Source organism: Streptomyces ochraceiscleroticus (assembly GCF_000720485.1).
Lineage (GTDB): Bacteria > Actinomycetota > Actinomycetes > Streptomycetales > Streptomycetaceae > Streptomyces > Streptomyces ochraceiscleroticus.
Genome location: NZ_JOAX01000027.1, coordinates 79,105 through 102,686, shown reverse-complemented (window position 1 = coordinate 102,686; position 23,582 = coordinate 79,105). Strand labels below are relative to the sequence as shown.

The window sequence follows — 23,582 nt, the reverse complement described above, 5'->3', positions numbered from 1 at the left end:
GATGGTGCCCTTGCCCTCGTCGCCCTCGACCTTCTCCATGTGCGGCTCCAGGTAGGCCACCGCGGTCTTCATGACCTCGGCGGACTGGAGCACGAACGGAAGCTGCATCTGTCCGGAACCGAACAGCTCACCGACCACCTTCATGCCCGCCAGGAGGGTGTCGTTGACGATGTCCAGGGCCGGGCGCTCGGCGAGCGCCGCGTCCAGGTCCTCCTCCAGGCCGTTCTTCTCGCCGTCGATGATGCGGCGCTGCAGGCGCTCCTCCAGCGGCAGGGCCGCCAGCTCCTCGGCAGCGCCCGCCTTCAGCGACTTGGCCGTGGCGCCCTCGAAGAGCTCCATCAGCTTCTGCAGCGGGTCGTAGCCCTCTTCGCGGCGGTCGTAGATCAGGTCCAGGGCGACCTTGACCTGCTCCTCGTCGAAGCGCGCGATCGGCAGGATCTTGGACGCGTGCACGATCGCGGAGTCCAGGCCCGCCTTGACGCACTCATCGAGGAAGACCGAGTTCAGCACGATGCGCGCGGCCGGGTTCAGGCCGAAGGAGATGTTGGACAGGCCCAGCGTGGTCTGCACGTCCGGGTGGCGCCGCTTCAGCTCCCGGATCGCCTCGATCGTGGCGATGCCGTCCTTGCGGGACTCCTCCTGACCGGTGCAGATGGTGAAGGTCAGGGTGTCGATGAGGATGTCGGACTCGCGGATGCCCCAGTTGCCGGTGAGGTCGGCGATGATCCGCTCGGCCACGGCCACCTTGTGCTCGGGCGTACGGGCCTGGCCCTCCTCGTCGATGGTCAGCGCGATCAGCGCGGCGCCGTGCTCCTTCGCGAGCGCGGTGACCTTGGCGAAGCGGGACTCCGGGCCGTCGCCGTCCTCGTAGTTCACCGAGTTGATGACCGCGCGGCCGCCCAGCTTCTCCAGGCCGGCCTCGATGACGGGCACCTCGGTGGAGTCCAGCACGATCGGCAGGGTCGAGGCGGTGGCGAAGCGGCCTGCCAGCTCCTCCATGTCGGCGACGCCGTCCCGGCCGACGTAGTCCACGCACAGGTCGAGCATGTGCGCGCCCTCGCGGATCTGGTCCCGGGCCATCTCCACACAGTCGTCCCACCGGCCCTCCAGCATCGCCTCGCGGAACTTCTTCGAACCGTTGGCGTTCGTCCGCTCACCGATCGCCAGGTACGAGGTGTCCTGGCGGAAGGGGACGGTCTGGTAGAGCGAGGCGGCGCCCGGCTCGGGGCGGGGCTGGCGCTCGGTCGGGGCCGCGCCGCGGACCCGCTCCACGACCTGGCGCAGGTGCTCGGGCGTCGTACCGCAGCAGCCGCCCACGAGGGACAGGCCGTACTCGCCGACGAAGGTCTCCTGCGCGTCGGCCAGCTCGCCCGGGGTCAGCGGGTAGTGCGCGCCGTCCTTGCCCAGGACCGGCAGGCCGGCGTTGGGCATGCAGGAGATCGGGACGCGGGAGTGGCGGGCGAGGTAGCGCAGGTGCTCGCTCATCTCGGCCGGGCCGGTGGCGCAGTTCAGGCCGATCATGTCGATGCCCAGCGGCTCCAGGGCCGTCAGCGCGGCGCCGATCTCGGAGCCCAGCAGCATGGTGCCGGTGGTCTCGACGGTGACGGAGCAGATGACCGGCAGGTTCGTCCCGGTGGCGTCCAGGGCGCGGCGGGCGCCGAGGATGGCGGCCTTGGTCTGCAGCAGGTCCTGGGTGGTCTCCACCAGGAGCGCGTCGGCGCCGCCCGCGATCATGCCCTCGGCGTTCTGCTGGTAGGCGTCGCGCAGGGTGCGGTACGGGGCGTGCCCGAGGGTGGGCAGCTTGGTGCCGGGGCCCATGGAGCCCAGCACCCAGCGCTGCTGCCCGGTCTTCTCGGTGAACTCGTCCGCGACCTCGCGGGCGATGCGGGCGCCGGACTCGGACAGCTCGTACACCCGCTCGGGGATGTCGTACTCGCCGAGCGCCGCGTGGTTCGCGCCGAAGGTGTTGGTCTCGACGCAGTCGACGCCCACCTCGAAGTACTCCGCGTGCACGGAGCGGACGATGTCGGGGCGGGTGATGTTGAGGATCTCGTTGCAGCCCTCGAGCTGCTGGAAGTCGTCCAGGGTGGGGTCCTGGGCCTGGAGCATGGTGCCCATGGCTCCGTCGGCGACCACGACGCGCGAGGCGAGGGCCTCACGGAAGGCGTCGATGCGGGCTGCGGGTGTCGTCGTGGGCGTATGCGAGGCCATGGAGCTGCTCCCGTGGTTGCGACGGCTGTCGGCTTTGCGCCTTCCGGTACGACGGCGCACCGGGCCAGGGTAGCTGGCGGGAACCATCCGGCGACGGGTGTCCCACGGCGTGGGACGGCACGGCACCCGTACGGCCCGGTGGCGGTCGCTCGTACGGCCCGGTGGGCGGCACCGTACGGGGCGGTGCGGAGCCGGACGGGTGGTGCGTGGGCCGTCCGGCCGTGGCGTGATCATGGAGCGATGCGCGGCCCACTCCGCCCGGGTCGGCATCGACCGATATCGTTTGGCATTGTCGAACCGCTCTTCCCGGAGGTTGCTCCATGGCACGGACCATTCAGTCGCTGGAGCGCGCCGCGGCCATGCTGCGGCTGCTGGCCGGCGGCGAACGGCGCCTGGGGCTGTCCGACATCGCCTCGTCGCTGGATCTGGCCAAGGGCACGGCCCACGGAATCCTGCGCACCCTCCAGCAGGAGGGCTTCGTGGAGCAGGACGCGACCTCGGGCCGGTACCAGCTCGGCGCGGAGCTGCTGCGGCTGGGCAACAGCTATCTGGACGTGCACGAGCTGCGGGCGCGCGCCCTCGTATGGACCGACGACCTGGCCCGTTCCACCGGCGAGAGCGCCTACCTGGGCGTGCTGCACCAGCAGGGCGTACTGATCGTCCACCACGTCTTCCGGCCCGACGACAGCCGGCAGGTGCTGGAGGTGGGGGCCATGCAGCCGCTGCACAGTACGGCGCTGGGCAAGGTGCTCTCCGCGTACGACCCGGTGGCGCACAGCGAGGCGGTGGAGAGCGCCCGGGAGGCGTTCACCGCGCAGACGCTCACGGACCTGGAGGACTTCGAGGCCGTGCTGGATCTCACCCGCGCCCGGGGCTGGGCCGCGGACGTGGAGGAGACCTGGGAGGGCGTGGCGTCGGTGGCCGCGCCCATCCATGACCGGCGGCGGATGCCGGTGGGCGCGGTGGGCATCACCGGCGCCGTGGAGCGGGTGCGGCGGGACGGGGAGCTGCGCCCGGAGATCGTCGCCGCGGTGCGGGACTGCGCACGGGCCGTCTCAAGGGATCTTGGCGCCCAGCGCTTCTAACCGTTTTGTCCGCTCTTTCCGCTTAGGTTTTCCCTCACAGAACCCTTGACGGGCTACTGGGCGTAAACAAAACTGCCGTTCGTCGGTCGGCATTGTCGAACGTCATACGACGATTGTCGTATGGTGGGCAGTGCCGGATCGCCGACAACGCCCTCACCGAGGGCTCGCACCACCGGAGGGACCCGGGGTACGGCGCATCTCGGTGTCCATCTGGACGAAGGACAAAGGAGTCGCGGGTGTCCAGCTCCGACATCTTCATCAGCGAAACCATCGGTACCGCTGTGCTGATCCTGCTGGGCGGTGGCGTGTGCGCCGCCGTCACTTTCAAGCGCTCGAAGGCGTACGAGGCCGGCTGGGTGGCCATCGCCTTCGGGTGGGGGTTCGCCGTCCTCACCGGCGCGTACATCGCCGCCAAGTCCGGCGCGCACCTGAACCCCGCCGTCACGGTCGGCCTGGCCATCCAGGGCGGCATCGAGTGGAGCCAGGTCCCGGTCTACTTCGCCGGTGAGCTGCTCGGCGCGATGATCGGCGCGGTCTGCGTGTGGCTCGCCTACTACGGCCAGTTCCGGGCCCACCTCACGGACCCGGAGGTCATCACTCCCCCGAAGGGTGAGGAGGGTCTCGTCGACCAGGCCCAGGCCCCCAAGGCCGGTCCGGTGCTCGGCGTCTTCTCCACGGGCCCGGAGATCCGGAACGCGTGGCAGAACCTCGTCACCGAGATCATCGCCACCATCGTGCTCGTGCTGGCGATCCTGACCCTGGGCCTGAGCGACGACGGCAAGGGCGTCGGCCCGATCGGCAGCCTCCTGGTCGCCTTCGTGGTCGTCGGCATCGGCCTCTCGCTGGGCGGCCCGACCGGCTACGCCATCAACCCGGTCCGCGACCTCGGCCCGCGCATCGTCCACGCGCTGCTGCCGCTGCCCAACAAGGGCGGTTCGGACTGGGGGTACGCCTGGATCCCCGTGGCCGGGCCGCTGATCGGCGGCGCGATCGCGGGCGGCATCTACCAGCTCGCGTTCGCCTGAGCCGCCGAAGCCGAAGCCGAAGCCGCCGAAAGAGCCGCACTCCCCCACCGCACCTCCTGGAGCACACACCATGAGCGACACCCACACCACCGGCCCGTTCATCGCGGCCATCGACCAGGGCACGACCTCCAGCCGCTGCATCGTCTTCGACCGCGACGGCCGCATCGTCTCGGTCGACCAGAAGGAACACGAGCAGATCTTCCCCAAGCCCGGCTGGGTCGAACACGACGCCACCGAGATCTGGGCGAACGTCCAGCAGGTCGTGGCCGGCGCGATCGAGAAGGCCGGCATCACCTCCGCCGACGTCAAGGCCATCGGCATCACCAACCAGCGCGAGACCACGCTGCTCTGGGACAAGCACACGGGTGAGCCGGTCCACAACGCCATCGTCTGGCAGGACACCCGCACCGACGCGCTCTGCCGGGAGCTGGGCCGCAACGTCGGCCAGGACCGCTTCCGCCGCGAGACCGGCCTCCCCCTCGCCTCGTACTTCGCCGGGCCGAAGATCCGCTGGCTGCTGGACAACGTCGAGGGCCTGCGCGAGCGCGCCGAGGCCGGCGACATCCTCTTCGGCACCATGGACTCCTGGGTCATCTGGAACCTCACCGGCGGCGTCAACGGCGGCAAGCACGTCACCGACGTCACCAACGCCTCCCGCACGATGCTGATGAACCTGCGCACCCTCCAGTGGGAGCCCAAGATCCTCAGCTCCATGGGCATCCCCGCCGAGGTCCTGCCGGAGATCAGGTCCTCCGCCGAGGTGTACGGCGAGACCACGTCCGGCGTGCTCGCCGGAGTACCGGTCGCCTCCGCGCTCGGCGACCAGCAGGCGGCCCTCTTCGGCCAGACCTGCTTCGCCAGCGGCGAGGCCAAGTCCACGTACGGCACCGGCACCTTCATGCTGATGAACACCGGCAGCGAGCCGGTCAACTCCTACAACGGCCTGCTGACCACCGTCGGCTACCGCATCGGCAACGAGACCCCGGTCTACGCCCTGGAAGGCTCCATCGCCGTCACCGGCTCCCTGGTGCAGTGGATGCGCGACCAGATGGGCCTGATCAACTCCGCCGCCGAGATCGAGACCCTGGCCTCCACGGTCGAGGACAACGGCGGCGCCTACTTCGTACCGGCCTTCTCCGGCCTGTTCGCCCCCTACTGGCGCTCGGACGCGCGCGGTGTCATCGCGGGCCTGACCCGCTACGTCACCAAGGCGCACATCGCCCGCGCCGTGCTCGAGGCCACCGCCTGGCAGACCCGCGAGATCACCGACGCCATGACCAAGGACTCCGGCGTCGAGCTGACCGCACTGAAGGTCGACGGCGGCATGACCTCCAACAACCTGCTGATGCAGACGATCTCGGACTTCCTGGACGCGCCCGTGGTGCGCCCGATGGTCGCCGAGACCACCTGCCTCGGCGCTGCCTACGCGGCCGGCCTGGCCGTGGGCTTCTGGTCCGGCACCGACGAACTGCGCGCCAACTGGCGGCGGGCCGCCGAATGGACCCCCCGCATGGACGCGGCCACCCGTGACCGCGAGTACAAGAGCTGGCTCAAGGCCGTCGAGCGGACCATGGGCTGGATCGAGGACGAGGAGTAAGACATGAGCACCCTGCAGAGCGTCCCGGCACTCGGGACGCACCCGGCCGACGGTTCGCACCCGAGCCGCGCCGAGACCCGGGAGCGGCTCGACAAGGCGACCTACGACCTCCTGGTGATCGGCGGCGGCATCCTGGGCATCTCCACCGCCTGGCACGCCGCGCAGTCGGGACTGCGGGTGGCCCTGGTGGACGCCGGCGACTTCGCCGGCGCCACCTCCTCCGCCTCCTCCAAGCTGCTCCACGGCGGCCTGCGCTACCTGCAGACCGGCGCGGTGAAGCTGGTGGCGGAGAACCACTTCGAGCGTCGCGCCGTCTCCCGCCAGGTCGCCCCGCACCTGTCGAACCCGCTGACCTTCTACCTGCCGGTCTACAAGGGCGGTCCGCACGGCGCGGCCAAGCTCGGCGCGGGCGTCTTCGCCTACTCCGCGCTCTCCGCGTTCGGCGACGGCGTCGGCCACGTCATCAGCCCGGCCAAGGCCCAGCGCGACGTGCCGGAGCTGCGCACGGAGAACCTCAAGGCCGTGGCCGTCTACGGCGACGACCAGATGAACGACGCGCGGATGGCGCTGATGACGGTCCGCGCGGCCGTCGCGGCGGGCGCGACCGTACTGAACCACGCCGAGGTCACCGGGCTGCGCTTCACGCAGGGCCGGGTCACCGGCGCTGACCTCAAGGACCGTACCGACGGCACCGAGTTCGGCGTCAACGCCCGCCTGGTGCTCAACGCCACCGGCCCGTGGGTCGACCACCTCCGGAAGATGGAGGACGCGAACGCGGCGCCGTCCATCCGCCTCTCCAAGGGCGCGCACCTGGTCCTCAAGCGCACCTCCCCCTGGAAGGCCGCGCTCGCGACCCCGATCGACAAGTACCGCATCACCTTCGCGCTGCCGTGGGAGGACCAGCTTCTGCTGGGCACCACCGACGAGGAGTACGAGGGCGACCCGGCGGATGTGTCGGTCACCGAGAAGGACATCAAGCAGATCCTGGACGAGGCCGCGTTCTCCGTCCGCGACCAGCAGCTCGACCGCGACCTGATCACGTACTCCTTCGCGGGGCTGCGGGTGCTGCCGGGCGGCCCCGGCGATACCTCCAAGGCCAAGCGCGAGACGGTCGTGACCGAGGGCAGCGGCGGCATGCTGTCGGTGGCCGGAGGCAAGTGGACGACGTTCCGGCACATCGGACGTACGGTCATGAACAAGCTCGCCGCGCTGCCCGGGCACCCGCTCGGCGAGGACCTGGAGCCGATCTCCGAGCTGCCGAAGAAGCTGCCGCTGCCGGGCATCGCCAACCCGCAGGCGGTCGCGCACCGGCTGCTGGTCGACGGCGGTACGCCGGGCCCGCGGATGTCCGCCGACACCGCCCGCCACCTGGCCACCCACTACGGCTCGCTGTCCTTCGACATCGCCCGGCTGGCGAATGAGGACCCGGCGCTGGCCGAGCGCATCCACCCCGAAGCGCCCGAGATCTGGGCGCAGGTGGTGTACGCGCGGGACCACGAGTGGGCCGAGACCGCGGACGACGTGCTGCGCCGCCGTACGACGCTGACGATCCGGGGCCTGGCCACGGACGACGTCCGCGCGAAGGTCGAGGACGTGCTGTCGGCACGCAAGAGCTGAGTCCGGAGGGCCGGGGGGCCCTGCCGGCCGGCGCAGGGGCGGGATTCCGGGGTACCGGAGTCCCGCCCTTCGGCGTTCGCACGCCATAATGGCTGCACTCCAGACATCCGATGTCTGTGGGCAGTTTTCGGGCTTTCAGGCGTTCCGAGCGGGGAGGTCGGCCATGGCGGTCACGGACGAGGCCATCGAGAAGATCAAGGGCATGATCGTCTCCGGCGCGCTGCGCCCCGGTGACCGGCTGCCCAAGGAGAGCGAGCTCGCCGCCGAGCTGGGACTGTCCCGCAACTCCCTGCGCGAGGCGGTCCGCGCGCTGGCCCTGATCCGCATCCTGGACGTGCGCCAGGGCGACGGCACGTACGTCACGAGCCTGGACCCGAAGCTGCTGCTGGAGGCGATGAGCTTCGTGGTGGACTTCCACCGCGACGACACCGTCCTGGAGTTCCTGGCCGTCCGCCGCATCCTGGAGCCGGCCGCCACCGCGCTGGCCACGGCCCGGATCGCGCCCGCCGAGCTGGACGCGCTGGACGCGCAGCTCGACGCGCTCGGGACGGCGCCCTCGGTGGAGGACCTGGTCGCGTGCGACCTGGAGTTCCACCGCGCCGTCGTGGCCGCGTCCGGCAACTCCGTGCTCTGCTCGCTGCTGGACGGCCTCTCCGGGCCGACCACGCGTGCCCGCATCTGGCGCGGGCTGACCCAGAAGGACGCGGTGACCCGCACCCTGACCGAGCACCGCGCGATCCTCGGCGCGCTGCGGGCCCGGGACGCGGAGGCCGCGCGCGCCTGGGCGACGGTCCACATCGCCAGCGTGGAGCAGTGGCTGCGGGCGTCGCTGTGACGACACTGTGACGGCAGCAGTCCGGTGAGGCCCGCGGGCCGCCGCGGGGGCGGTCCGTGAGCCGCGGAAACCGGACGTCGTGCCGGGCGGCCGGACGGCGCCGCAGGGCCCGCGGCGAGGCCGGTCCGGGCGGTGGCACGGAGGGACATCCGATCTGTCCCGCACTCCGATGTATGGACCCCGCTGCTTCGCCATCCCCCAGGTCGCGCCCGGCAGTTGACAGGGACAGATCGGATGAATGAGGACTCGTTAGTGCAGAGGGGCTGCGTTCGGGTACCACGGACGCCGTAGGCTGGGAGCGCACGGAACGGGAACTGCAACCGGCGGCCGCCGACGAGGGGCCGACCGGCCGGAAGGAGGCGCTGGGTGATCGAGCTGGAGGGGGTGCCCGAGCTGATCGATCCGGTCATGGTGGCCGCGTTCGAAGGCTGGAACGACGCCGGCGACGCCGCCTCCGCCGCGGTCGCGCACCTTGACCGGGAGTGGAAGGGCGAGGTCTTCGCCGCGCTGGACGCCGAGGACTACTACGACTTCCAGGTGAACCGGCCCACCGTCTTCCTGGAGGACGGCGTCCGCAAGATCACCTGGCCCACGACCCGGCTGTCCGTCGTCCGGGTGGGCGGCGAGAAGCCGCGCGACCTGGTGCTGGTCCGCGGCATCGAGCCCAGCATGCGCTGGCGGTCCTTCTGCAACGAGATCCTGGGCTTCGCGCACGAGCTGGGCGTGGAGATGCTGGTGGTACTGGGCGCGCTGCTCGGCGACACCCCGCACACCCGCCCGGTCCCGGTCAGCGGCGTCACCTCCGACGCGGACCTGGCGCGCACGATGGACCTGGAGGAGAGCAAGTACGAGGGTCCCACGGGCATCGTCGGCATCCTGCAGGAGGCGTGCACGCACGCCGGGGTGCCCGCGGTGAGCCTGTGGGCGGCCGTGCCGCACTACGTCTCGCAGCCGCCCAACCCCAAGGCGACGCTGGCCCTGCTCAACCGCCTGGAGGACCTGCTGGACCTGCGCATCCCGCTCGGCGAGCTGAGCGAGGACGCGCGGGCGTGGCAGCTCGGCGTGGACCAGCTCGCGGCCGAGGACAGCGAGGTCGCCGAGTACGTCCAGTCGCTGGAGGAGGCCCGGGACACCGCCGAACTGCCGGAGGCGTCGGGCGAGGCGATCGCGCGGGAATTCGAGCGCTATCTGCGGCGGCGGGACCCGCAGGCCGGGCCGGGCCTGGCGACCGACGGCGGCGAGGGCTCCTACCTGCGCGACTCCCCCAGCGGCCGGACCCGCCCGCCCAAGCCGCCGAAGGCGGAGGGCGGCGGCCAGGGGCCGGCCCGCGGCACGGAGGACGGCCCCGGGAAGCAGGGCGGCAAGTCCGGCGAGACCCCTGGGGGAACGGACACTCCGGAAACGCCCGGTGAGGCCGCTCCGGCGCCGCCGGACACCCCGGAAACGACCGGGGAGGCGGGCCCGGCGGCGCCGTCGGACCGGCCGGACTCCCCGGACGGCGATTCCTCGGAGGACTGACCGAAACGGAGCGGGGCGGTGCTGCGGCACCGCCCCGCTTCGTCGTTCCCGCCGCGCGACGGGTGGCGTGCGGGCACTTCCGCCTCACCCCACCGCGTACGCCTCCGTAGTGTTTGACCTGCTTGACAGCACGTCATCGCTTTCCGGTCGATTTGCCCACGGTTCCCATTCGACCGGATTCCAAACGTAGGGGGGGTCCCCGGGGTGGACGGGGGCGAGCGGAGGTAGCAGGGTGACGCTCCGAAGCCCCGGCGACACCGCGCCGCAACATCCGGTACACATTCGGCGTTACGCGGCGCGGGCCGTGCCGGGAGCAGGGCACGGAGCGGCAAGGGCACGGAGCAGCACCCCGAAGGGAGCGGTCCCAGCGATGACCGATCAGGCACCTCCCGGTTCGGGCCCCGGCATGGCGGGCCCCGGACCTGACGGAGCGGGATTCACCTACCAAGGAGCCGAACCGGAGCTGATCGTCGTCGCGCGGGCCGAGCCCGGACTCCGCGCCGGCGCGGGCGGCGTTCGGTCGGCCTCCGGTGCGGACATCTCCGCGCTGGAGATGTTCCTCAGCGACCAGCAGCTCTCTCTGGAGCCGCTGTTCGGGAGTGAGGAGCGGATACGGGCGGCCATGCCGCAGGAGCCGTCGGAGGGCACCGGCGCGCTCCCCGACCTCTCGCTCTTCTACCGGGTACGGGGCGGTGACACCCGGGCAGTGGAGCTGACGGCCCGGCTCTCCGCCCTCCCGGAGATCGAGACGGCGTACCTCAAGCCGGGCGCCGTGCCCGCCACTTCGGCGGCGCGCGGTCCGGAGGAGCAGGGGCGGAAGGAGGGCGCGCCCGCGACGCCCGACTTCACCGGCCGCCAGGGTCACCTGGGCGCCGCGCCCGAGGGCGTGAACGCCGTATGGGCGTGGCAGCGGCAGGGCGGTGACGGCGAGGGCGTAACGATCGTCGACGTCGAGGGCGCCTGGCAGTTGGGCCACGAGGACCTGGCGGAGCGGCTCGCCGGCATCGTGGTCGGCTCCCCGATCCAGGACCTGGCCTGGCGCAACCACGGCACGGCCGTCCTCGGTGTCATCGGGGGCGACCGCAACGACAGGGGCGTGGTGGGCGTCGCGCCCGGCGCGGTGACCGCCGCGGCCTCCATCCAGGGCATCGGTTCGGCGGCGGCGATCCACGCGGCGGCCGAGCGGCTCTCGCGCGGTGACATCCTGCTGATCGAACTCCACCGGCCGGGGCCCCGGTTCGACTACGAGCACCGGGACGACCAGCGCGGCTACATCGCGCTGGAGTGGTGGCCGGACGACTTCGCGGCGATCCGCTGGGCGACCGCGAAGGGCGTCGTCGTGGTGGAGGCAGCCGGCAACGGCGCGGAGAGCCTGGACGACGCGCTGTACGAGCGCCGTCCCGACCGCTTCCCGCAGTGGTGGCGCAACCCCTTCAACCCCTCCAACCAGTCGTCCGGCGCGATCCTGGTCGGCGCGGGCGCCCCGCCGCCCGGCACTCACGGCCGTGATCACGGCCCGGACCGGTCGCGGCTGGCGTTCTCCAACTACGGCACGCGGCTGGACGCCCAGGGCTGGGGCCGCGAGGTCACCACGACCGGTGGTTTCTGGGACCGGCCCGGCGACCTGCAGGGCGGTACGGAGGAGATCGCCTGGTACACGGACAGCTTCTCGGGAACCTCATCGGCCTCCCCCGTCGTGGTCGGCGCGCTGGCGTCGCTGCAGGGCATGCTCAAGGCCGCGGGTGCGGACCCGATGAATCCCGAGCAGGCGCGCGAGGTGCTGCGGACCACCGGGTCCCCGCAGCAGGACGCGCCGGGCCGGCCGGCCTCCCAGCGGATCGGCAACCGGCCCGACATCAGGGCGGCAGTGACGCACCTGGTGCCCTCCTCGGTCGGCTCCGGCCAGGCCGAGCGGTACTGGGACGAACTGATCCCCTACCCCCGAGAACTCCCTCCGCGGCTCCGGCTCTTCGTGGCCGGTGCCTGGCGGAACCTGAACCGCCCCGCGCCCGAGGTGCGGCAAGCGGTGCACTCCGCCTTCGCGGGGGGACGGCCCGACGTACGTGTGTGGTACTCCGACGACGAGGTCGTCGGCCTGGTCATCACAGGCTGAAGAGCTGGTCGTCACCGGCTGAAGCACACCCACAAGTCAGGGAAGGCAGCACTCTTATGACCACTCAGATGAACCCCCTCGCCCAGCTCTCTCAGCTCGGCCAGCAGGGCCCCAGCACGTCCCCGTTCGGCCAGCAGGGCATGGGCCAGCAGCAGCCGCAGCAGCAGCAGCCTTTCGGCCAGCAGCAGCAGCCCTTCGGCCAGCAGGGCATGGGCCAGCAGCAGCAGCCGTTCGGCCAGCAGATGCAGCCGTTCCAGCAGCAGGGCCAGGGCATGCTCGAGCAGCTCCAGCAGCTCGGTCAGCAGCAGCCGTTCCAGCAGCTCCTGCAGCAGTTCGGGCAGGGCCAGCAGGGCCAGATGGGCCAGCAGCAGGAGCAGCAGCAGGAGCAGCAGGTCCTGCAGCAGGTGCAGCAGGCCACGCAGGCCGCGGTGCAGCAGATCGCGCAGCAGGTGCAGACCCACCAGGCCGGCGTCGCGACCGCCTACATCGCCGTCCCGCAGCCCCTGCAGGGCCACCCGCAGGCGATCTACCTGATCATCAACGGTCAGGTCCGCGTGCTGACGCACCCGGTCCAGAGCACCTTCGACCTGGTCCAGGACGCGTTCGCCTACCGTCAGAAGGTCGTCGGTATCTGGGACCAGCAGACCCCGCACATCCTCCGTGCGATCCACGTCCGCAACTTCTGACCAGCGGACCGGATGGCCGCAGGGTGACCGCTGACCGGTGACCCGCGCGCGCAACGAGCGGGGCGCTTCCTCCTCGGAGGAAGCGCCCCGTTATCTGTGTCGGATCAGTGGGTCACAGCGCCACGCCGAGCAGCGCGTCCACGGTCCGGGAGACCAGGCCGGGCGCGCCCTCGTCCGTACCGCCGCCGGCCTGCTGCCGCTCGGCCCAGCGGTCGACGGCGGCGAGCGCGGCCGGCGAGTCCAGGTCGTCGGCGAGCGCCTCGCGGACCTCCTCGACGAGCGCGTCGGCGGACGGGCCGTCGGGGCGGGAGACCGCGGCGCGCCAGCGGGCGAGCCGGTCCACCGCGTCCTGCAGGACCTGGTCGGTCCACTCCCAGTCGGCGCGGTAGTGGTGGGCCAGCAGGGCGAGCCGGATGGCGGCCGGGTCGGTGCCGTCCCGGCGCACCTTGGAGACGAAGACGAGGTTGCCCTTGGACTTGGACATCTTCTCGCCGTGCAGGGCGACCATCCCGGCGTGCACGTACGCCTTGGCGAAGGGGTGCTCACCGGTCAGCGCCTGGGCGTGCGAGGCGCCCATCTCGTGGTGCGGGAAGGCCAGGTCGGACCCGCCGCCCTGCACGTCGAAGCCCATGCCCAGGTGGTCCAGGGCGATGGCGACGCACTCGATGTGCCAGCCGGGGCGGCCCCGGCCGAGCGAGCCGCCGTCCCAGCTCGGCTCGCCGTCGCGGGCCGCCATCCACAGCATCGGGTCCAGCGGGTTCTTCTTGCCCGGGCGCTCCGGGTCGCCGCCGCGCTCGGCGGACAGCAGCCGCATCGCCTCTGCGTCGAGGTTCGAGACCTCGCCGAAGTGCGGGTCGGACTCGACGGAGAAGTACACGTCACCGTCGAGCTCGTACGCGGCGCCCGCGTCGCGGAGGCGCTCCACCAGCGGCACGATGCCCGGTATGGCCTCGACGGCGCCGATGTAGTGCTGCGGGGGCAGCATCCGCAGGGCGGTCATGTCCTCGCGGAAGAGGGCGGTCTCCCGCTCGGCGAGCGCGGTCCAGTCGTCGCCGGTGGCCACGGCCCGCTCCAGCAGCGGATCGTCGACGTCGGTGACGTTCTGCACGTAGTGGACCTGTCGCTTCGTGTCGAGCCACACGCGCTGAACGAGGTCGAACGCGTTGTAGGTCGCCGCGTGCCCCATGTGGGTCGCGTCGTACGGCGTGATGCCGCAGACGTAGATACGGGCGACGGGACCGGGGGCGAGGGTCACCCGTCCGCCGGTCGCGGTGTCGTGGATCCTCAGGTCGCGGCCCTGGCCGGGCAGGGCGGGGACCTCAGAAGCGGGCCATGCATGCATGCCTTGAGCCTAACCGGACGCAGGTTCCGGATACGAACCGGAGTGTGGGTCTTGGCCGGAAAGGCCCTCTTGAGTCTTCGGCCCGGCCGTGCATCACCGGGCTGACCTGTTCAGCCTTGTCACACCGGCGGCCAGGGAATCGGCGGCCATTCCCCGCTGGGCTGCGGATGTGTGCCGGAGCTCAGCATGGTGGCGATCCGCTCGCGCAGTGCGGCGATCTCCTCGCCGGTGAGACATTCGGCCAGTCGGGCGGCGAGCGGCTCTCCGTCGGCGGTCTCCTCGGCCAGCCGCTTGAGCACCGCGAGGGCCTCCTCGGTCAGCGGCTCGCCCGCCCAGCCCCACAGGAGGGTGCGCAGCCGGTCCTCCGCGTGGAAGGTGACGCCGTGGTCGATGGCGTACACGCGGCCGTCGGCGGTCGGCAGCAGGTGCCCGCCCTTGCGGTCGCCGTTGTTGATCACCGCGTCCAGGACGGCGAGCCGGCGCAGCCGCGGATCGTCGGCGTGCACCAGGAGCGCGGTACGCCCCTCGCCGACCTGTGCGAAGCCGACGGCCTTCCAGCCGGGCCCCGGCTCCTCGTCCTCGATCAGCGCCAGCAGCTCGGGGCTGTCGTCCTCGCCGGACGCCCCGATCCACTCCTGGACCATGCCGCGCCCGTACGGGCCGTCGCGCAGCACGGTGGGCGGGACGAGGTCCCAGCCGGTCGCCCGGGAGATCTCGTACGCGGCGACCTCGCGCTGGGCGAGCGTGCCGTCGGGGAAGTCCCACAGCGGGCGCTCCCCCGCGACCGGCTTGTACACGCACGCTCCGGACCAGCCGTCGTGCTCGACGGTGCAGTACAGGACGGCGTTGGACGCCTCGCGGACCCGGCCGCGCACGGTGAGCTCGCCGTGCCGGAGGTGCTCCTCCAGCTCGGCGGGCGTCAGGCGTCCCGCCGGTATCCGTTCTGGCGCGGACATACGTGTCCCTCCGGGTCGAGCGGCAGGCTGCACAGCGGGCACGGCGGACGGCCGGCGTTCACGACCTCCAGGGCGCGCTTGGCGAAGGCGCGTGCCATGGTGCCGGTGAGCCGGACGCGGAGCATCGGGGGGCCGTTCTCGTCGTCCTGGAGCAGCCGCTCCTCGGCCTCGGCGAGGTCCTCGTCGTTGTCGGCGTCCAGCTCGACCAGCGCCTGCGCCTCGACGATCATGCGTTCCTCGTCGCCGTCCCAGGCCAGCGCCATGGTGCCGACGCGGAACTCCTCCTCCACCGGGCTCTCCAGCGGCGCGGTGTCGGAGATCTCCGAGGGGGCGACGGCCGGGACCGGGGCGTTGCCGCCGCTGCGGCGCACCACCTCGTCCAGCAGCTCGTCCATGCGCTCGGCGAGCGCGGCGACCTGGGTCTTCTCCAGCGCGACGCTGGTGGTGCGCCCGGCCGCTGTGGCCTGGAGGTAAAAACTGCGACGGCCAGGCAGCCCGACCGTGCCGGCCACGAAGCGGTCCGGCGCGTCGTAGAAGAACACCTGACGGGACAAGGTCCTGCTCCGATTGACTCGACTGCGGGGATCTGTGGTCACGGGATACGGATCACAGGATTGGCGTGGTGGGCAGCGCCGTCGCACCACCCTACTGCGCCTGCTGATCACGATGCTCCCGCGCCACCGCCGATCGCCGCGTCGCGCTCCGCCGCGGCGCCGGAGCCGTCCTCCTTGGGCGCCAGCGAGCCGAGGTCGCCGGTGTCGCCGAGCCGCACGAGGTACGGGCGCAGCGGGGTGTAGCGGACGGCCGTCACCGAGCAGGGCTCGACGGACACCCGCTGGAAGAGATCCAGATGCATGCCGAGGGCGTCCGCGACGAGGGACTTGATGATGTCCCCGTGCGAGCACATCACGTACACCGCCTCGGAGCCGTGCTCGTCCTCGATGCGCGCGTTCCAGGCGCGGACCGCGTCGACGGCACGATTCTGCATGGTGCGCATGGTCTCGCCGCCGGGGAAGCCGGCCGCGGAGGGGTGCTGCTGGACGGTCCGCATCAGCGGCTCGTCGGCCAGCTCGGCGAGCTTGCGCCCCGACCAGTCGCCGTAGTCGCACTCGTTGATGCCGTCCTCCGTGTGCAGCGGCAGTCCCGGGCGGGCCGCCAGCAACGGAGCCAGCGTCTCCCGGCAGCGCTGGAGGGGGCTGGACACCGCCGCGACGAGCGGCACGGCGGCGAGCCGGCCGGGCAGCGCGGCGGCCTGCGCAGCGCCGCGCTCGTCCAGGGCGACGCCGGGCGTGCGCCCCGCGAGGACGCCGGACGTGTTGGCGGTGGAGCGGCCGTGCCGTACGAGGAGCAGCGTGGGCATGGCAGCCACCCTACGTTCTACGGGGCGAGCGGAGGGCGGGGCCTACGGGGCGAGCGGAACGCGGGCCGCTCCGGGGGGCTCTCTGGCAGGAGCGGCGCCCGGCAGCGAGAATGCCCCATGTGATCGTGGATTGTGCCATCTACCGGAACGGCCGGCGGATCGAGAAGCCGGCGGGATACTCCACCGCGCTCGACGAAGCCCGCGCGGAGGGGCACTCCTTTCTGTGGCTCGGCATGCATGAGCCGACCGAGGAGGAGTTCGAGCAGGTCAGCCAGGAGTTCGGGCTCCACCCGCTGGCCGTGGAGGACGCACTCAAGGCCCATCAGCGGCCGAAGCTGGAGGTGTACGACGACTCCCTTTTCATGGTGCTGAAGCCGATCGTGTACGACGACTCCGACGGCAGCATCGACTCGGGCGAGCTGATGCTCTTCATAGGCGACTCCTTCGTCGTCACCGTGCGGCACGGCGAGGGCAGCCCGCTGGCCTCCGTACGCGCGCGCCTGGAACACGACCCCGAGGTCCTGGAGAAGGGCCCGACGGCGGTCCTGTACGCGGTCAGCGACGCGGTGGTCGACCACTACATCGACGTGGCCGCGGAACTCCAGCTCGACCTGGAGGAGTTGGAGGCGTCCGTCTTCGCGCCGGTGGGCCCGGACACCAAGGGCGGCGGGAGCACCCGGAGCACCGCGCAGACGATCTACGCCTTCAAGCGGGAGGTACTGGAATTCCGGCGCGCCACAGGGCCGTTGGCCGAGCCGATGGCGCGCCTGCAGAACCCGGGCGTACCGTTCGTGCACGACCAGGCGCGGCCCTTCTTCCGCGACGTGGACGACCACCTCACGCGGGCCAACGAGTCCGTGGAGGGCATGGACCGGCTGCTGTCGGACATCCTCTCGGCCCACCTGGCGCAGATGGGCGTCCGGCAGAACGACGACATGCGCAAGATCTCGGCGTGGGCCGCGCTTGCCGCCGTACCGACCATGATCGCGGGCATCTACGGCATGAACTTCGAGCACATGCCGGAACTGAAGTGGACCTTCGGCTATCCGGCGTGCCTGCTGGTCATGGCGGCCCTCGAAGTGGCGCTGTACCGCCTCTTCAAACACCGCGAGTGGCTGTAGGCGCTGCGTCTTCAGGCGCTGCTGTCGCTGCGTCTTCAGGCGCTGCGGGGACACCGCTTCCGTACTGGCGCCTCCGGGGCGTCAGGCGAACTCCGCGGCCGCCGGGGCCGGGCCTCCCAGAGGGTCCGGCCTCTCGGGCATCCGCAGGCCGACCATGCGCCGCCAGCCGAAGGCCCGCTCGTAGGCGTACACGGCGTGGATGCCGGCCGTGAGCAGCGCCCGCTTCGCGCGGGGCCAGCGCAGGATGTGCCCCATCCGCTCCATCACGGCCAGGCTGACGTCGCGGTAGACGGCGATCTCGGTCCGCACGCTCTCCCGCAGGACCCGCCGGATCTCCTCGTCGTGCCCGGCACGGGCCAGCCGCAGCAGCTCCTCGTGGCAGTACGCGAGGTGGTTGTCCTCGTCCCTGGCGATCATCCGGACCGCCTTGCCCACCTCCGGATGGTCGCCGAAGTACTTCTTGAGCAGCGCCATCTGCTCGGCGGCCCGCTGCTCGGTGACCCGGCTGTGCGCCAGGTAGGCGACGATGTCGGACTCCGCCAGCGGCTCGTCGCGCTGCAGCTTCTCGTGCGCGAGCCCGATGCCGCGGCGCTCCAGGAGCATCGTGTAGTCGGCGGCCGCGGGGACCGCGACGGCCTGCAGCCCGCGGCGGCGCAGCAGGGCGTTGAAGATCCGGCCGTGCTTCTCCTCGTCCGCGCCGTGCCGGGCGACCTTCGGGGCCATCGCGCGCTGGCTCTCCGGGACCAGCGCGGCGATCCGCCCGTTCTCCCAGCCGCCCTGCGACTCGCCGCTCGCGGCGATGGAGCAGAACAGCCGGAAGGACTCGTCGTGGTCCAGGATTTCTTCGAACAGACTCTTCGCCGTGAGCATCGACGGACCTCCAGGACGCCACCTCGAACAGGACACCCGCAAAGGAAAAGTCAAGTCCCGAGCGCCCTCTCCGGCAACACGGAGGCCGCTGAACTCGCCCGAACGATGGACCAGCGGGCGGCGCACGGGGCGTAACCACCGCGGGCGTCGGCGCGTTGTGCTGTGTGACGGCCGTGGCGGGGAAGACCCCCGAGCCCCCACCACGGCCGCAGATCCCCGGCCCTGGGGCCGCCCCCCGCCCCAGGGCCGTTCCCCTGTGTCAGGACCCTTGGCTCAGGCCAGTCCGGCCCGCTCCAGAGCCTCGGTACCGGCCCGCAGCGCGGCGATCCGCTCCTCCAGCGTGAAGCCCGCGGGCGACAGCGTCAGCGTGGTCACGCCGGCCGCCGCGTACGCCTGCATCCGCTCCGCGATCCGCTCCACCGAGCCGAGCAGCGTGGTGGAGTCGATGAGCTGGTGCGGGACGGCGGCCGCCGCCGCGTCCTTCTCCCCGGCCAGGTACTTCTCCTGGATCTCCGTGGCCGCCTGCTCGTAGCCCATCCGCCGCGCGAGCTGGTTGTAGAAGTTCTGCTTGCGGCTGCCCATGCCGCCCACGTAGAGCGCGGTGTACGGGCGGAAGGTGTCGGCGAGCGCCGCCACGTCCTTGTCCTCGCCGACGGAGATGGGCAGCGTCGGGCAGACGTCGAAGCCCTCCATCGTGAGCCCGGCCTTCTCGCGGCCCGCCCGGAGGTGCGAGATCGCCGTCTCCTGGAGGTGCTCGGCGGCCGGGAAGATCAGCAGCGCGCCGTCGGCGATCTCGCCCGTCTGCTCCAGGTTCTTCGGGCCGATCGCCGCGATGTAGAGCGGGACGCGCTCGCGCTTCGGGTGCACCGTGAGCTTCAGCGGCTTGCCCGGCCCGCCGGGCAGTGGCAGCGTCCAGTGCTGCCCCTCGTAGGACAGCCGCTCCCGGGACATCGCCTTCCGTACGATCTCCACGTACTCCCGCGTGCGCGCCAGCGGCTTGTCGAACTTCACGCCGTACCAGCCTTCGGAGACCTGCGGCCCCGAGACGCCGAGCCCGAGCCGGAAGCGGCCGTCGGACAGCGAGTCCAGCGTCGCGGCGGTCATGGCCGTCATGGCGGGCGTACGCGCCGGGATCTGGAAGATCGCCGACCCGACGTCGATCCGCTCCGTCTGCGCGGCGACCCAGGAGAGCACGGTCGCCCCGTCGGAGCCGTACGCCTCCGCCGCCCAGCAGACCGCGTACCCGAGCCGGTCGGCCTCCTGTGCCACGGCGAGGTTGTCCCCGTCCATGCCGGCACCCCAGTAGCCGAGGTTGATCCCGAGCTTCATGCGGCTCCCTCACTCGAATTACTCATCGGTAATGATGCTGCTCGGGGACTGTAACGCGGGCTCTGTGCCTGGCGTAAGACGTGCACCGGCCGCCGCCGCGCTGCCGGTTGTCCACAGGTCCCCGCAAGTCCGGGACGGGCCAGTAATCTCAGGGTTCATGGAGCAAAGGCACCTCGGCCGCACCGGCCTGCGCGTGTCCCGTCTCGGCCTGGGCACGCTGACCTGGGCGCGCGACACGGACGACCGCGACGCCGCCGACCAGCTCAAGACGTTCTGGGAGGCGGGCGGCACCCTCGTCGACACCGCCGACGTCTATGCCGACGGCGGCGCCGAGTACCTCCTGGGCCGGATCGTGGAGGGCATGGTGCCCCGCCGCGACCTGGTCATCGCGACCAAGGCCGGCAGCGTCCTGGAGGCGGACCGCAGGGTCGACGGCTCCCGCCGCCACCTGCTCGCGGCGCTCGACGACTCCCTGGAGCGCCTGGGCACCGACTACGTCGACCTCTGGCAGGTCCACGCCTTCGACCCGGCCACGCCGCTGGAGGAGACGCTCCAGGCCCTGGACACCGCCGTCAGCAGCGGCCGCGCGCGCTATGTCGGCGTCGCGAACTTCTCCGGCTGGCAGCTCGCCAAGGCCGCCACCTGGCAGCTCGCGGCGCCGGCCGTGCGTGCCCGGCTGGCGAGCGCGCAGATGGAGTACTCCCTCCTCCAGCGCGGCGTCGAGCGCGAGGTGCTGCCCGCCGCGCTCGACCTGGGCCTCGGCCTGCTGCCCTCCTCCCCGCTCGGTCGCGGCGTCCTCACGGGCAAGTACCGGCACGCCACGCCGCCCGACTCGCGCGGCGCGTCCGAGCATCTGGCACCGTTCGTCGCGCCGTATCTCGACGACGCCGCCGGCCGCATCGTCGACGCGGTCGCCACGGCGGCGGACGGCCTCGCCGTCACCCCGCTCCAGGTCGCGCTGTGCTGGCTCCGGGACCGCCCCGGCGTGACCGCGCCGATCGTCGGCGCACGCACGGCACAGCAGCTCAGAGCGGCATTGTCAGTGGAGACCCTTAGTCTTCCTGACGAGATCCGGCGTGCACTGGACGACGTCTCCGCGCCCGTGCACCGCTACCCCGACCACGACTGGAGCACCCTGTGAACACCGACCACCCCACCGGCGCCCCCGCCCCTGCCGAGGCCCCGGAGCCGCCGGCCCCGGCGGGCGATGGCGGCCCGCGGCCCGAGGGCGCTGACGCGGGCCCCGCGTCCGCGGGCGGCGCGGCCGGTACGGGAGGTGGTGCGGCGGTCGCCGGGGCCGGTGCGGGTGCCGGCGGCGCGGACGGGAGCAAGGCTTCGGCCGCCGCGCTGGCGGCCGCTGTGCGGGCCGTGGAGAGCGGCGAGCGGTCGGCGGCGTCCTTCTTCACCGAGACACCGCGCGGCCCGGCTCCGACGGGGCGGGGCGCGGCGGGCACGACGGCCGCGCCGGGTGCCTCGGGGGCACCCGGCGCTCCGGCCGGTGCGGGCGGTGGAGCCGGTGCCGCTCCCGGGGGCCGCCCTGTGGCGAACGGCGGCAGGCCGCCGGCCGGGCAGGGCCCCGGTACGGCTGCGGCTGCCGGGCCGGGGGCACCGGGTGCCGGCGGACCGGCACGCGCGGAGGTCGGGCCGACGGGCACGGACGGCGGGCCGGCGGGCGGCGCGTACGCCCCCGGTACTGCTTCTGGCGGCGGCCCGCAGGGGGCGCGGCCGGGCGGTCCGCAGGGGCCCGGGGCACAGGGCTCCGGCCCGCAGGGTGCCGCGGCGCGGGAGGCGCTGAGCGGGCCCCTCGCCCCCGGGATCGACGGGGCGCGCCAGGTCCTCGCGGCGGGCGGCGCTCCCGAGGCGCTGGCCGAGAAGGCCGTACGGGCGCTCGGCGAGCAGGCCGGCGAGACGCTGCGCGAGGACCCCTGGCGGCTCCTGGCGGTCGCGGGCGTGCGGCCGGAGCAGGCCGACACCTTCGCCCGGGCCCTGCTCGGTCCCGAGTGCGGGCCGGGCGACGAGCGCCGTGGCCAGGCCCTGATCGGCTGGCTGCTGGAGCAGGCCGCGCTGGCGGGGCACTCCGCGCTGGAGGCGAGCGCCCTGCGTGCCGCGCTGGCAGCGCGGGCCGTTCCCGACCCGGACGAGGCCCTGCAGACGGCGATCGCCGAGGGCGAGGTGCTGGTGTTCCAGGATGCCCTGGACGACCCGTCGGCGCCGCCGCGCCCGGCGGACGCCGAGGACGACGAGGAGCGGCCCGTCCGGCTGCTGTTCGGCCTCGACCGCTTCGCGATGGCCGAGGAGAGCGTCGCGGACGGCCTCTCCCGCCTGCTCAACACCTTCGAGCCGATCCCCGGGACGGACGCAGAAGCGGACGCGGAAGCGCCCGCGTCCGCCGACACCGAAGCCGCCACGGAGGCCGCCCCAGAGGGCGACGCGGAGGCGGACGCCGAGGTGGACGTGGACCTGGCAGCGGAAGCCGGTACCGACCCGGACACCCCCGCCCCGGACGCCCCCGCTCCCGGCACCGCCGACATCGCCCCGCGCCCGCCGCGGGTCTCGGCCGCGCGCTGGGATGCCGTCGCCGCGGCCGCGCCCTCGTCCTCCGCCGGGGAGCTCATCCGGGCCGCCGCGCACAGCGGCCTGGTCGCGCACACCGGCGGCGAGGCCGCCCGCGCCGAGCCCGCCGCGCTGATCGCCGCGGCCCGCGCGCTCGGCCTGCGGGCCGTCGGCGCCACCCACACCGCGGACGGTCGCCGCCGGTTCGCGGACCTGGTCACCGAAGCCACCGCGCAGTACGACGCCTCCGGCGTACCGACGGCGGCCGCCCCCGCGGCAGCCGCCGGGCAGCCCGCCGCCGTCACGCTCGGCGGTCTGCTGGCCGGCCGCGAAGGTCCCGGCCGGGACGCGGACGGCTCGCTCGCCCTCGACCTGCTCGTCGTGCTCGACGCGCCGCAGCTCGACCTGGAGACCGCCGCGCTGCTCATCGAGTCGCTGGCCGACGGCACCCGCCTCGTGCTCAGCGGCGACCCCGGCGTGCTGTGGTCCGCCGGGCCCGGCCGGCTCTTCGCCGACCTGCTCGCCGCCCGCTGCTGCCCGCAGGTGGCCTCCCGTACCCCCGACTTCGGTCCCATCGGCGAGCTGGTCTCCGGCATCGGCATCGGCGAGCTGACGGAGGTCGAGGCGCCGGAGAAGGAGGTCGTGATAGTCCCGGTGCGGGACGCCGGCGAGGCGGTGCACCGTACGGTCCAGCTCGTCGCCGACTCCGTACCGCGCGCGATCGGCGTACCGACAGCGGACACCCAGGTCATCACCGTCGGGCACGGCGGCGCCGCGGGCACCCGCGCGCTCAACGCCGCGCTCAAGGAGCGGCTGAACCCGGGCCCCGGCAAGTTCGGCGGCTTCGACCCCGGCGACCGGGTGGCGTACAGCCCGGCTCCCGGCCGTACGGTGCCGGGCCAGGTCACCGGAGCGGACGCGGACGGGCTGCACCTGGACTGCGGCGGCGCCCCCGTCGTCGTGCCCCGAGATGAGGTGGCGGGCGGCGCGCTGCGGCACGGCTGGGCACTCACCGCCCACCAGGCCGCGGGGATGCGCTGGCCGGCGGCCGTGGTGGTGGTGCCGGGCGACGCGGCCCCGGGACTGACCCGCGCCTGGGTCTACACCGCCTTCGGACGCGGCGAGCGCCATCTGTCCGTGGTGCAGGGAGCCGACCAGGCACTCCCCCGCGCGGTCGCCGAAATCCCGGCCAAGGACCGCACGACCCGCCTGCGCACGCTCCTCAACCTGCAGCAGGCCGAATGGCAGACGGACGCGTCGTGAGCACGCCGCCCCGGAGCCCCGCCGCGGCGGCCGGCGTCACCGGCCGTGCACGCGGGGGCTCCGGGGCGCGCAGAACCACCGGGCCCGGGGCCCGGCCCCCG

At 72.8% G+C, this 23,582-nt stretch carries 19 protein-coding genes; 11 read left to right on the top strand and 8 right to left on the bottom strand.

The window, feature by feature from the left end; genetic code table 11:
* A partial coding sequence (locus tag IG84_RS0129680; RefSeq protein ID WP_031063664.1) for a homocysteine S-methyltransferase family protein occupies positions 1-2,211 on the bottom strand: 2,211 nt, incomplete at its 3' end.
* A 320-nt stretch (positions 2,212-2,531) separates the two neighbouring features.
* Between IG84_RS0129680 and IG84_RS0129675 the strand changes: the two genes are divergently transcribed.
* From IG84_RS0129675 to IG84_RS0129645, 7 genes are all read left to right on the top strand, one after another.
* Positions 2,532-3,296 carry an IclR family transcriptional regulator gene (locus tag IG84_RS0129675; RefSeq protein ID WP_031063662.1) on the top strand — a complete coding sequence of 255 codons (765 nt, stop codon included), beginning with the start codon at positions 2,532-2,534 and terminating at the stop codon, positions 3,294-3,296.
* Between the two features lie 236 nt (positions 3,297-3,532).
* The gene (locus IG84_RS0129670; protein WP_031063660.1) at positions 3,533-4,321 is read left to right on the top strand and encodes an MIP/aquaporin family protein; all 789 of its coding nucleotides are present in this window, start codon (positions 3,533-3,535) and stop codon (positions 4,319-4,321) included.
* Between the two features lie 70 nt (positions 4,322-4,391).
* Positions 4,392-5,918 (top strand): glycerol kinase GlpK, encoded by a 1,527-nt coding sequence (gene glpK / locus IG84_RS0129665; protein ID WP_031063657.1) that lies wholly within the window; start codon positions 4,392-4,394, stop codon positions 5,916-5,918.
* Between the two features lie 3 nt (positions 5,919-5,921).
* Positions 5,922-7,535, top strand: a complete 1,614-nt coding sequence (locus tag IG84_RS0129660) for a glycerol-3-phosphate dehydrogenase/oxidase (RefSeq protein ID WP_031063653.1) — start codon at positions 5,922-5,924, stop codon at positions 7,533-7,535.
* A 163-nt stretch (positions 7,536-7,698) separates the two neighbouring features.
* A complete protein-coding gene (locus IG84_RS0129655; RefSeq protein WP_031063649.1) occupies positions 7,699-8,370 on the top strand; it encodes a FadR/GntR family transcriptional regulator in 672 nt (223 codons plus the stop codon).
* A gap of 366 nt (positions 8,371-8,736) precedes the next feature.
* Complete coding sequence (locus tag IG84_RS0129650; protein ID WP_078649517.1) at positions 8,737-9,888, top strand: PAC2 family protein; 1,152 nt, start codon at positions 8,737-8,739, stop codon at positions 9,886-9,888.
* A gap of 370 nt (positions 9,889-10,258) precedes the next feature.
* Positions 10,259-12,001 carry a S8 family peptidase gene (locus IG84_RS0129645; protein ID WP_031063644.1) on the top strand — a complete coding sequence of 581 codons (1,743 nt, stop codon included), beginning with the start codon at positions 10,259-10,261 and terminating at the stop codon, positions 11,999-12,001.
* Positions 12,002-12,012: 11 nt separating this feature from the next.
* On the opposite strand, the gene IG84_RS42415 is transcribed toward IG84_RS0129645, so the two are convergent.
* Positions 12,013-12,462, bottom strand: a complete 450-nt coding sequence (locus IG84_RS42415; protein ID WP_157848955.1) for a hypothetical protein — start codon at positions 12,460-12,462, stop codon at positions 12,013-12,015.
* On the opposite strand from IG84_RS42415, the gene IG84_RS42410 reads away from it, so the two are divergent.
* Positions 12,430-12,687: a hypothetical protein gene (locus IG84_RS42410; protein WP_157848954.1), complete on the top strand. Its 258-nt coding sequence runs from the start codon at positions 12,430-12,432 to the stop codon at positions 12,685-12,687. The genes IG84_RS42415 and IG84_RS42410 overlap by 33 nt on opposite strands.
* 112 nt (positions 12,688-12,799) lie before the next feature.
* Here the strand turns inward: IG84_RS42410 and mshC are convergent, their stop codons facing one another.
* The 4 genes from mshC to IG84_RS0129620 all read right to left on the bottom strand — a co-directional run bounded on the left by mshC (position 12,800) and on the right by IG84_RS0129620 (position 16,345).
* Positions 12,800-14,029, bottom strand: coding sequence for a cysteine--1-D-myo-inosityl 2-amino-2-deoxy-alpha-D-glucopyranoside ligase (mshC, locus tag IG84_RS0129635; RefSeq protein ID WP_031063637.1), 1,230 nt, complete (start codon positions 14,027-14,029; stop codon positions 12,800-12,802).
* Positions 14,030-14,148: 119 nt separating this feature from the next.
* Positions 14,149-14,985, bottom strand: coding sequence for an SCO1664 family protein (locus IG84_RS0129630; RefSeq protein ID WP_031063634.1), 837 nt, complete (start codon positions 14,983-14,985; stop codon positions 14,149-14,151).
* Positions 14,949-15,539, bottom strand: coding sequence for a DUF3090 domain-containing protein (locus IG84_RS0129625; protein ID WP_030252096.1), 591 nt, complete (start codon positions 15,537-15,539; stop codon positions 14,949-14,951). Before IG84_RS0129625 ends, IG84_RS0129630 begins: the two co-directional genes overlap by 37 nt.
* 107 nt (positions 15,540-15,646) lie before the next feature.
* Positions 15,647-16,345 carry a histidine phosphatase family protein gene (locus IG84_RS0129620; protein WP_031063631.1) on the bottom strand — a complete coding sequence of 233 codons (699 nt, stop codon included), beginning with the start codon at positions 16,343-16,345 and terminating at the stop codon, positions 15,647-15,649.
* Positions 16,346-16,455: 110 nt separating this feature from the next.
* On the opposite strand from IG84_RS0129620, the gene corA reads away from it, so the two are divergent.
* Positions 16,456-17,466, top strand: coding sequence for a magnesium/cobalt transporter CorA (gene corA, locus IG84_RS0129615; protein ID WP_031063628.1), 1,011 nt, complete (start codon positions 16,456-16,458; stop codon positions 17,464-17,466).
* An 81-nt stretch (positions 17,467-17,547) separates the two neighbouring features.
* On the opposite strand, the gene IG84_RS0129610 is transcribed toward corA, so the two are convergent.
* Both IG84_RS0129610 and IG84_RS0129605 read right to left on the bottom strand, forming a co-directional pair.
* A complete protein-coding gene (locus tag IG84_RS0129610; RefSeq protein ID WP_031063625.1) occupies positions 17,548-18,336 on the bottom strand; it encodes a hypothetical protein in 789 nt (262 codons plus the stop codon).
* A gap of 273 nt (positions 18,337-18,609) precedes the next feature.
* Positions 18,610-19,665, bottom strand: a complete 1,056-nt coding sequence (locus IG84_RS0129605) for an LLM class F420-dependent oxidoreductase (protein WP_031063622.1) — start codon at positions 19,663-19,665, stop codon at positions 18,610-18,612.
* A 157-nt stretch (positions 19,666-19,822) separates the two neighbouring features.
* Here IG84_RS0129605 and IG84_RS0129600 point away from each other — a divergent pair, with 157 nt between their 5' ends.
* The gene (locus IG84_RS0129600) at positions 19,823-20,806 is read left to right on the top strand and encodes an aldo/keto reductase (protein ID WP_031063619.1); all 984 of its coding nucleotides are present in this window, start codon (positions 19,823-19,825) and stop codon (positions 20,804-20,806) included.
* Positions 20,803-23,481 (top strand): helix-hairpin-helix domain-containing protein, encoded by a 2,679-nt coding sequence (locus IG84_RS38280; RefSeq protein WP_078649515.1) that lies wholly within the window; start codon positions 20,803-20,805, stop codon positions 23,479-23,481. Before IG84_RS0129600 ends, IG84_RS38280 begins: the two co-directional genes overlap by 4 nt.
* Positions 23,482-23,582: the final 101 nt, after the last annotated feature.

Bases quoted from the DNA above. Each gene is read 5' to 3' on its own strand.
- IG84_RS0129660 (WP_031063653.1), top strand. From the start codon at position 5,922: ATGAGCACCCTGCAGAGCGTCCCGGCACTCGGGACGCACCCGGCCGAC.
- glpK (WP_031063657.1), top strand. From the start codon at position 4,392: ATGAGCGACACCCACACCACCGGCCCGTTCATCGCGGCCATCGACCAG.
- IG84_RS0129600 (WP_031063619.1), top strand. From the start codon at position 19,823: ATGGAGCAAAGGCACCTCGGCCGCACCGGCCTGCGCGTGTCCCGTCTC.
- IG84_RS0129655 (WP_031063649.1), top strand. From the start codon at position 7,699: ATGGCGGTCACGGACGAGGCCATCGAGAAGATCAAGGGCATGATCGTC.
- IG84_RS0129610 (WP_031063625.1), bottom strand. From the start codon at position 18,336: ATGCTCACGGCGAAGAGTCTGTTCGAAGAAATCCTGGACCACGACGAG.
- IG84_RS0129605 (WP_031063622.1), bottom strand. From the start codon at position 19,665: ATGAAGCTCGGGATCAACCTCGGCTACTGGGGTGCCGGCATGGACGGG.
- IG84_RS0129675 (WP_031063662.1), top strand. From the start codon at position 2,532: ATGGCACGGACCATTCAGTCGCTGGAGCGCGCCGCGGCCATGCTGCGG.
- IG84_RS0129620 (WP_031063631.1), bottom strand. From the start codon at position 16,345: ATGCCCACGCTGCTCCTCGTACGGCACGGCCGCTCCACCGCCAACACG.
- IG84_RS0129645 (WP_031063644.1), top strand. From the start codon at position 10,259: ATGACCGATCAGGCACCTCCCGGTTCGGGCCCCGGCATGGCGGGCCCC.
- IG84_RS0129630 (WP_031063634.1), bottom strand. From the start codon at position 14,985: ATGTCCGCGCCAGAACGGATACCGGCGGGACGCCTGACGCCCGCCGAG.
- corA (WP_031063628.1), top strand. From the start codon at position 16,456: ATGCCCCATGTGATCGTGGATTGTGCCATCTACCGGAACGGCCGGCGG.
- mshC (WP_031063637.1), bottom strand. From the start codon at position 14,029: ATGCATGCATGGCCCGCTTCTGAGGTCCCCGCCCTGCCCGGCCAGGGC.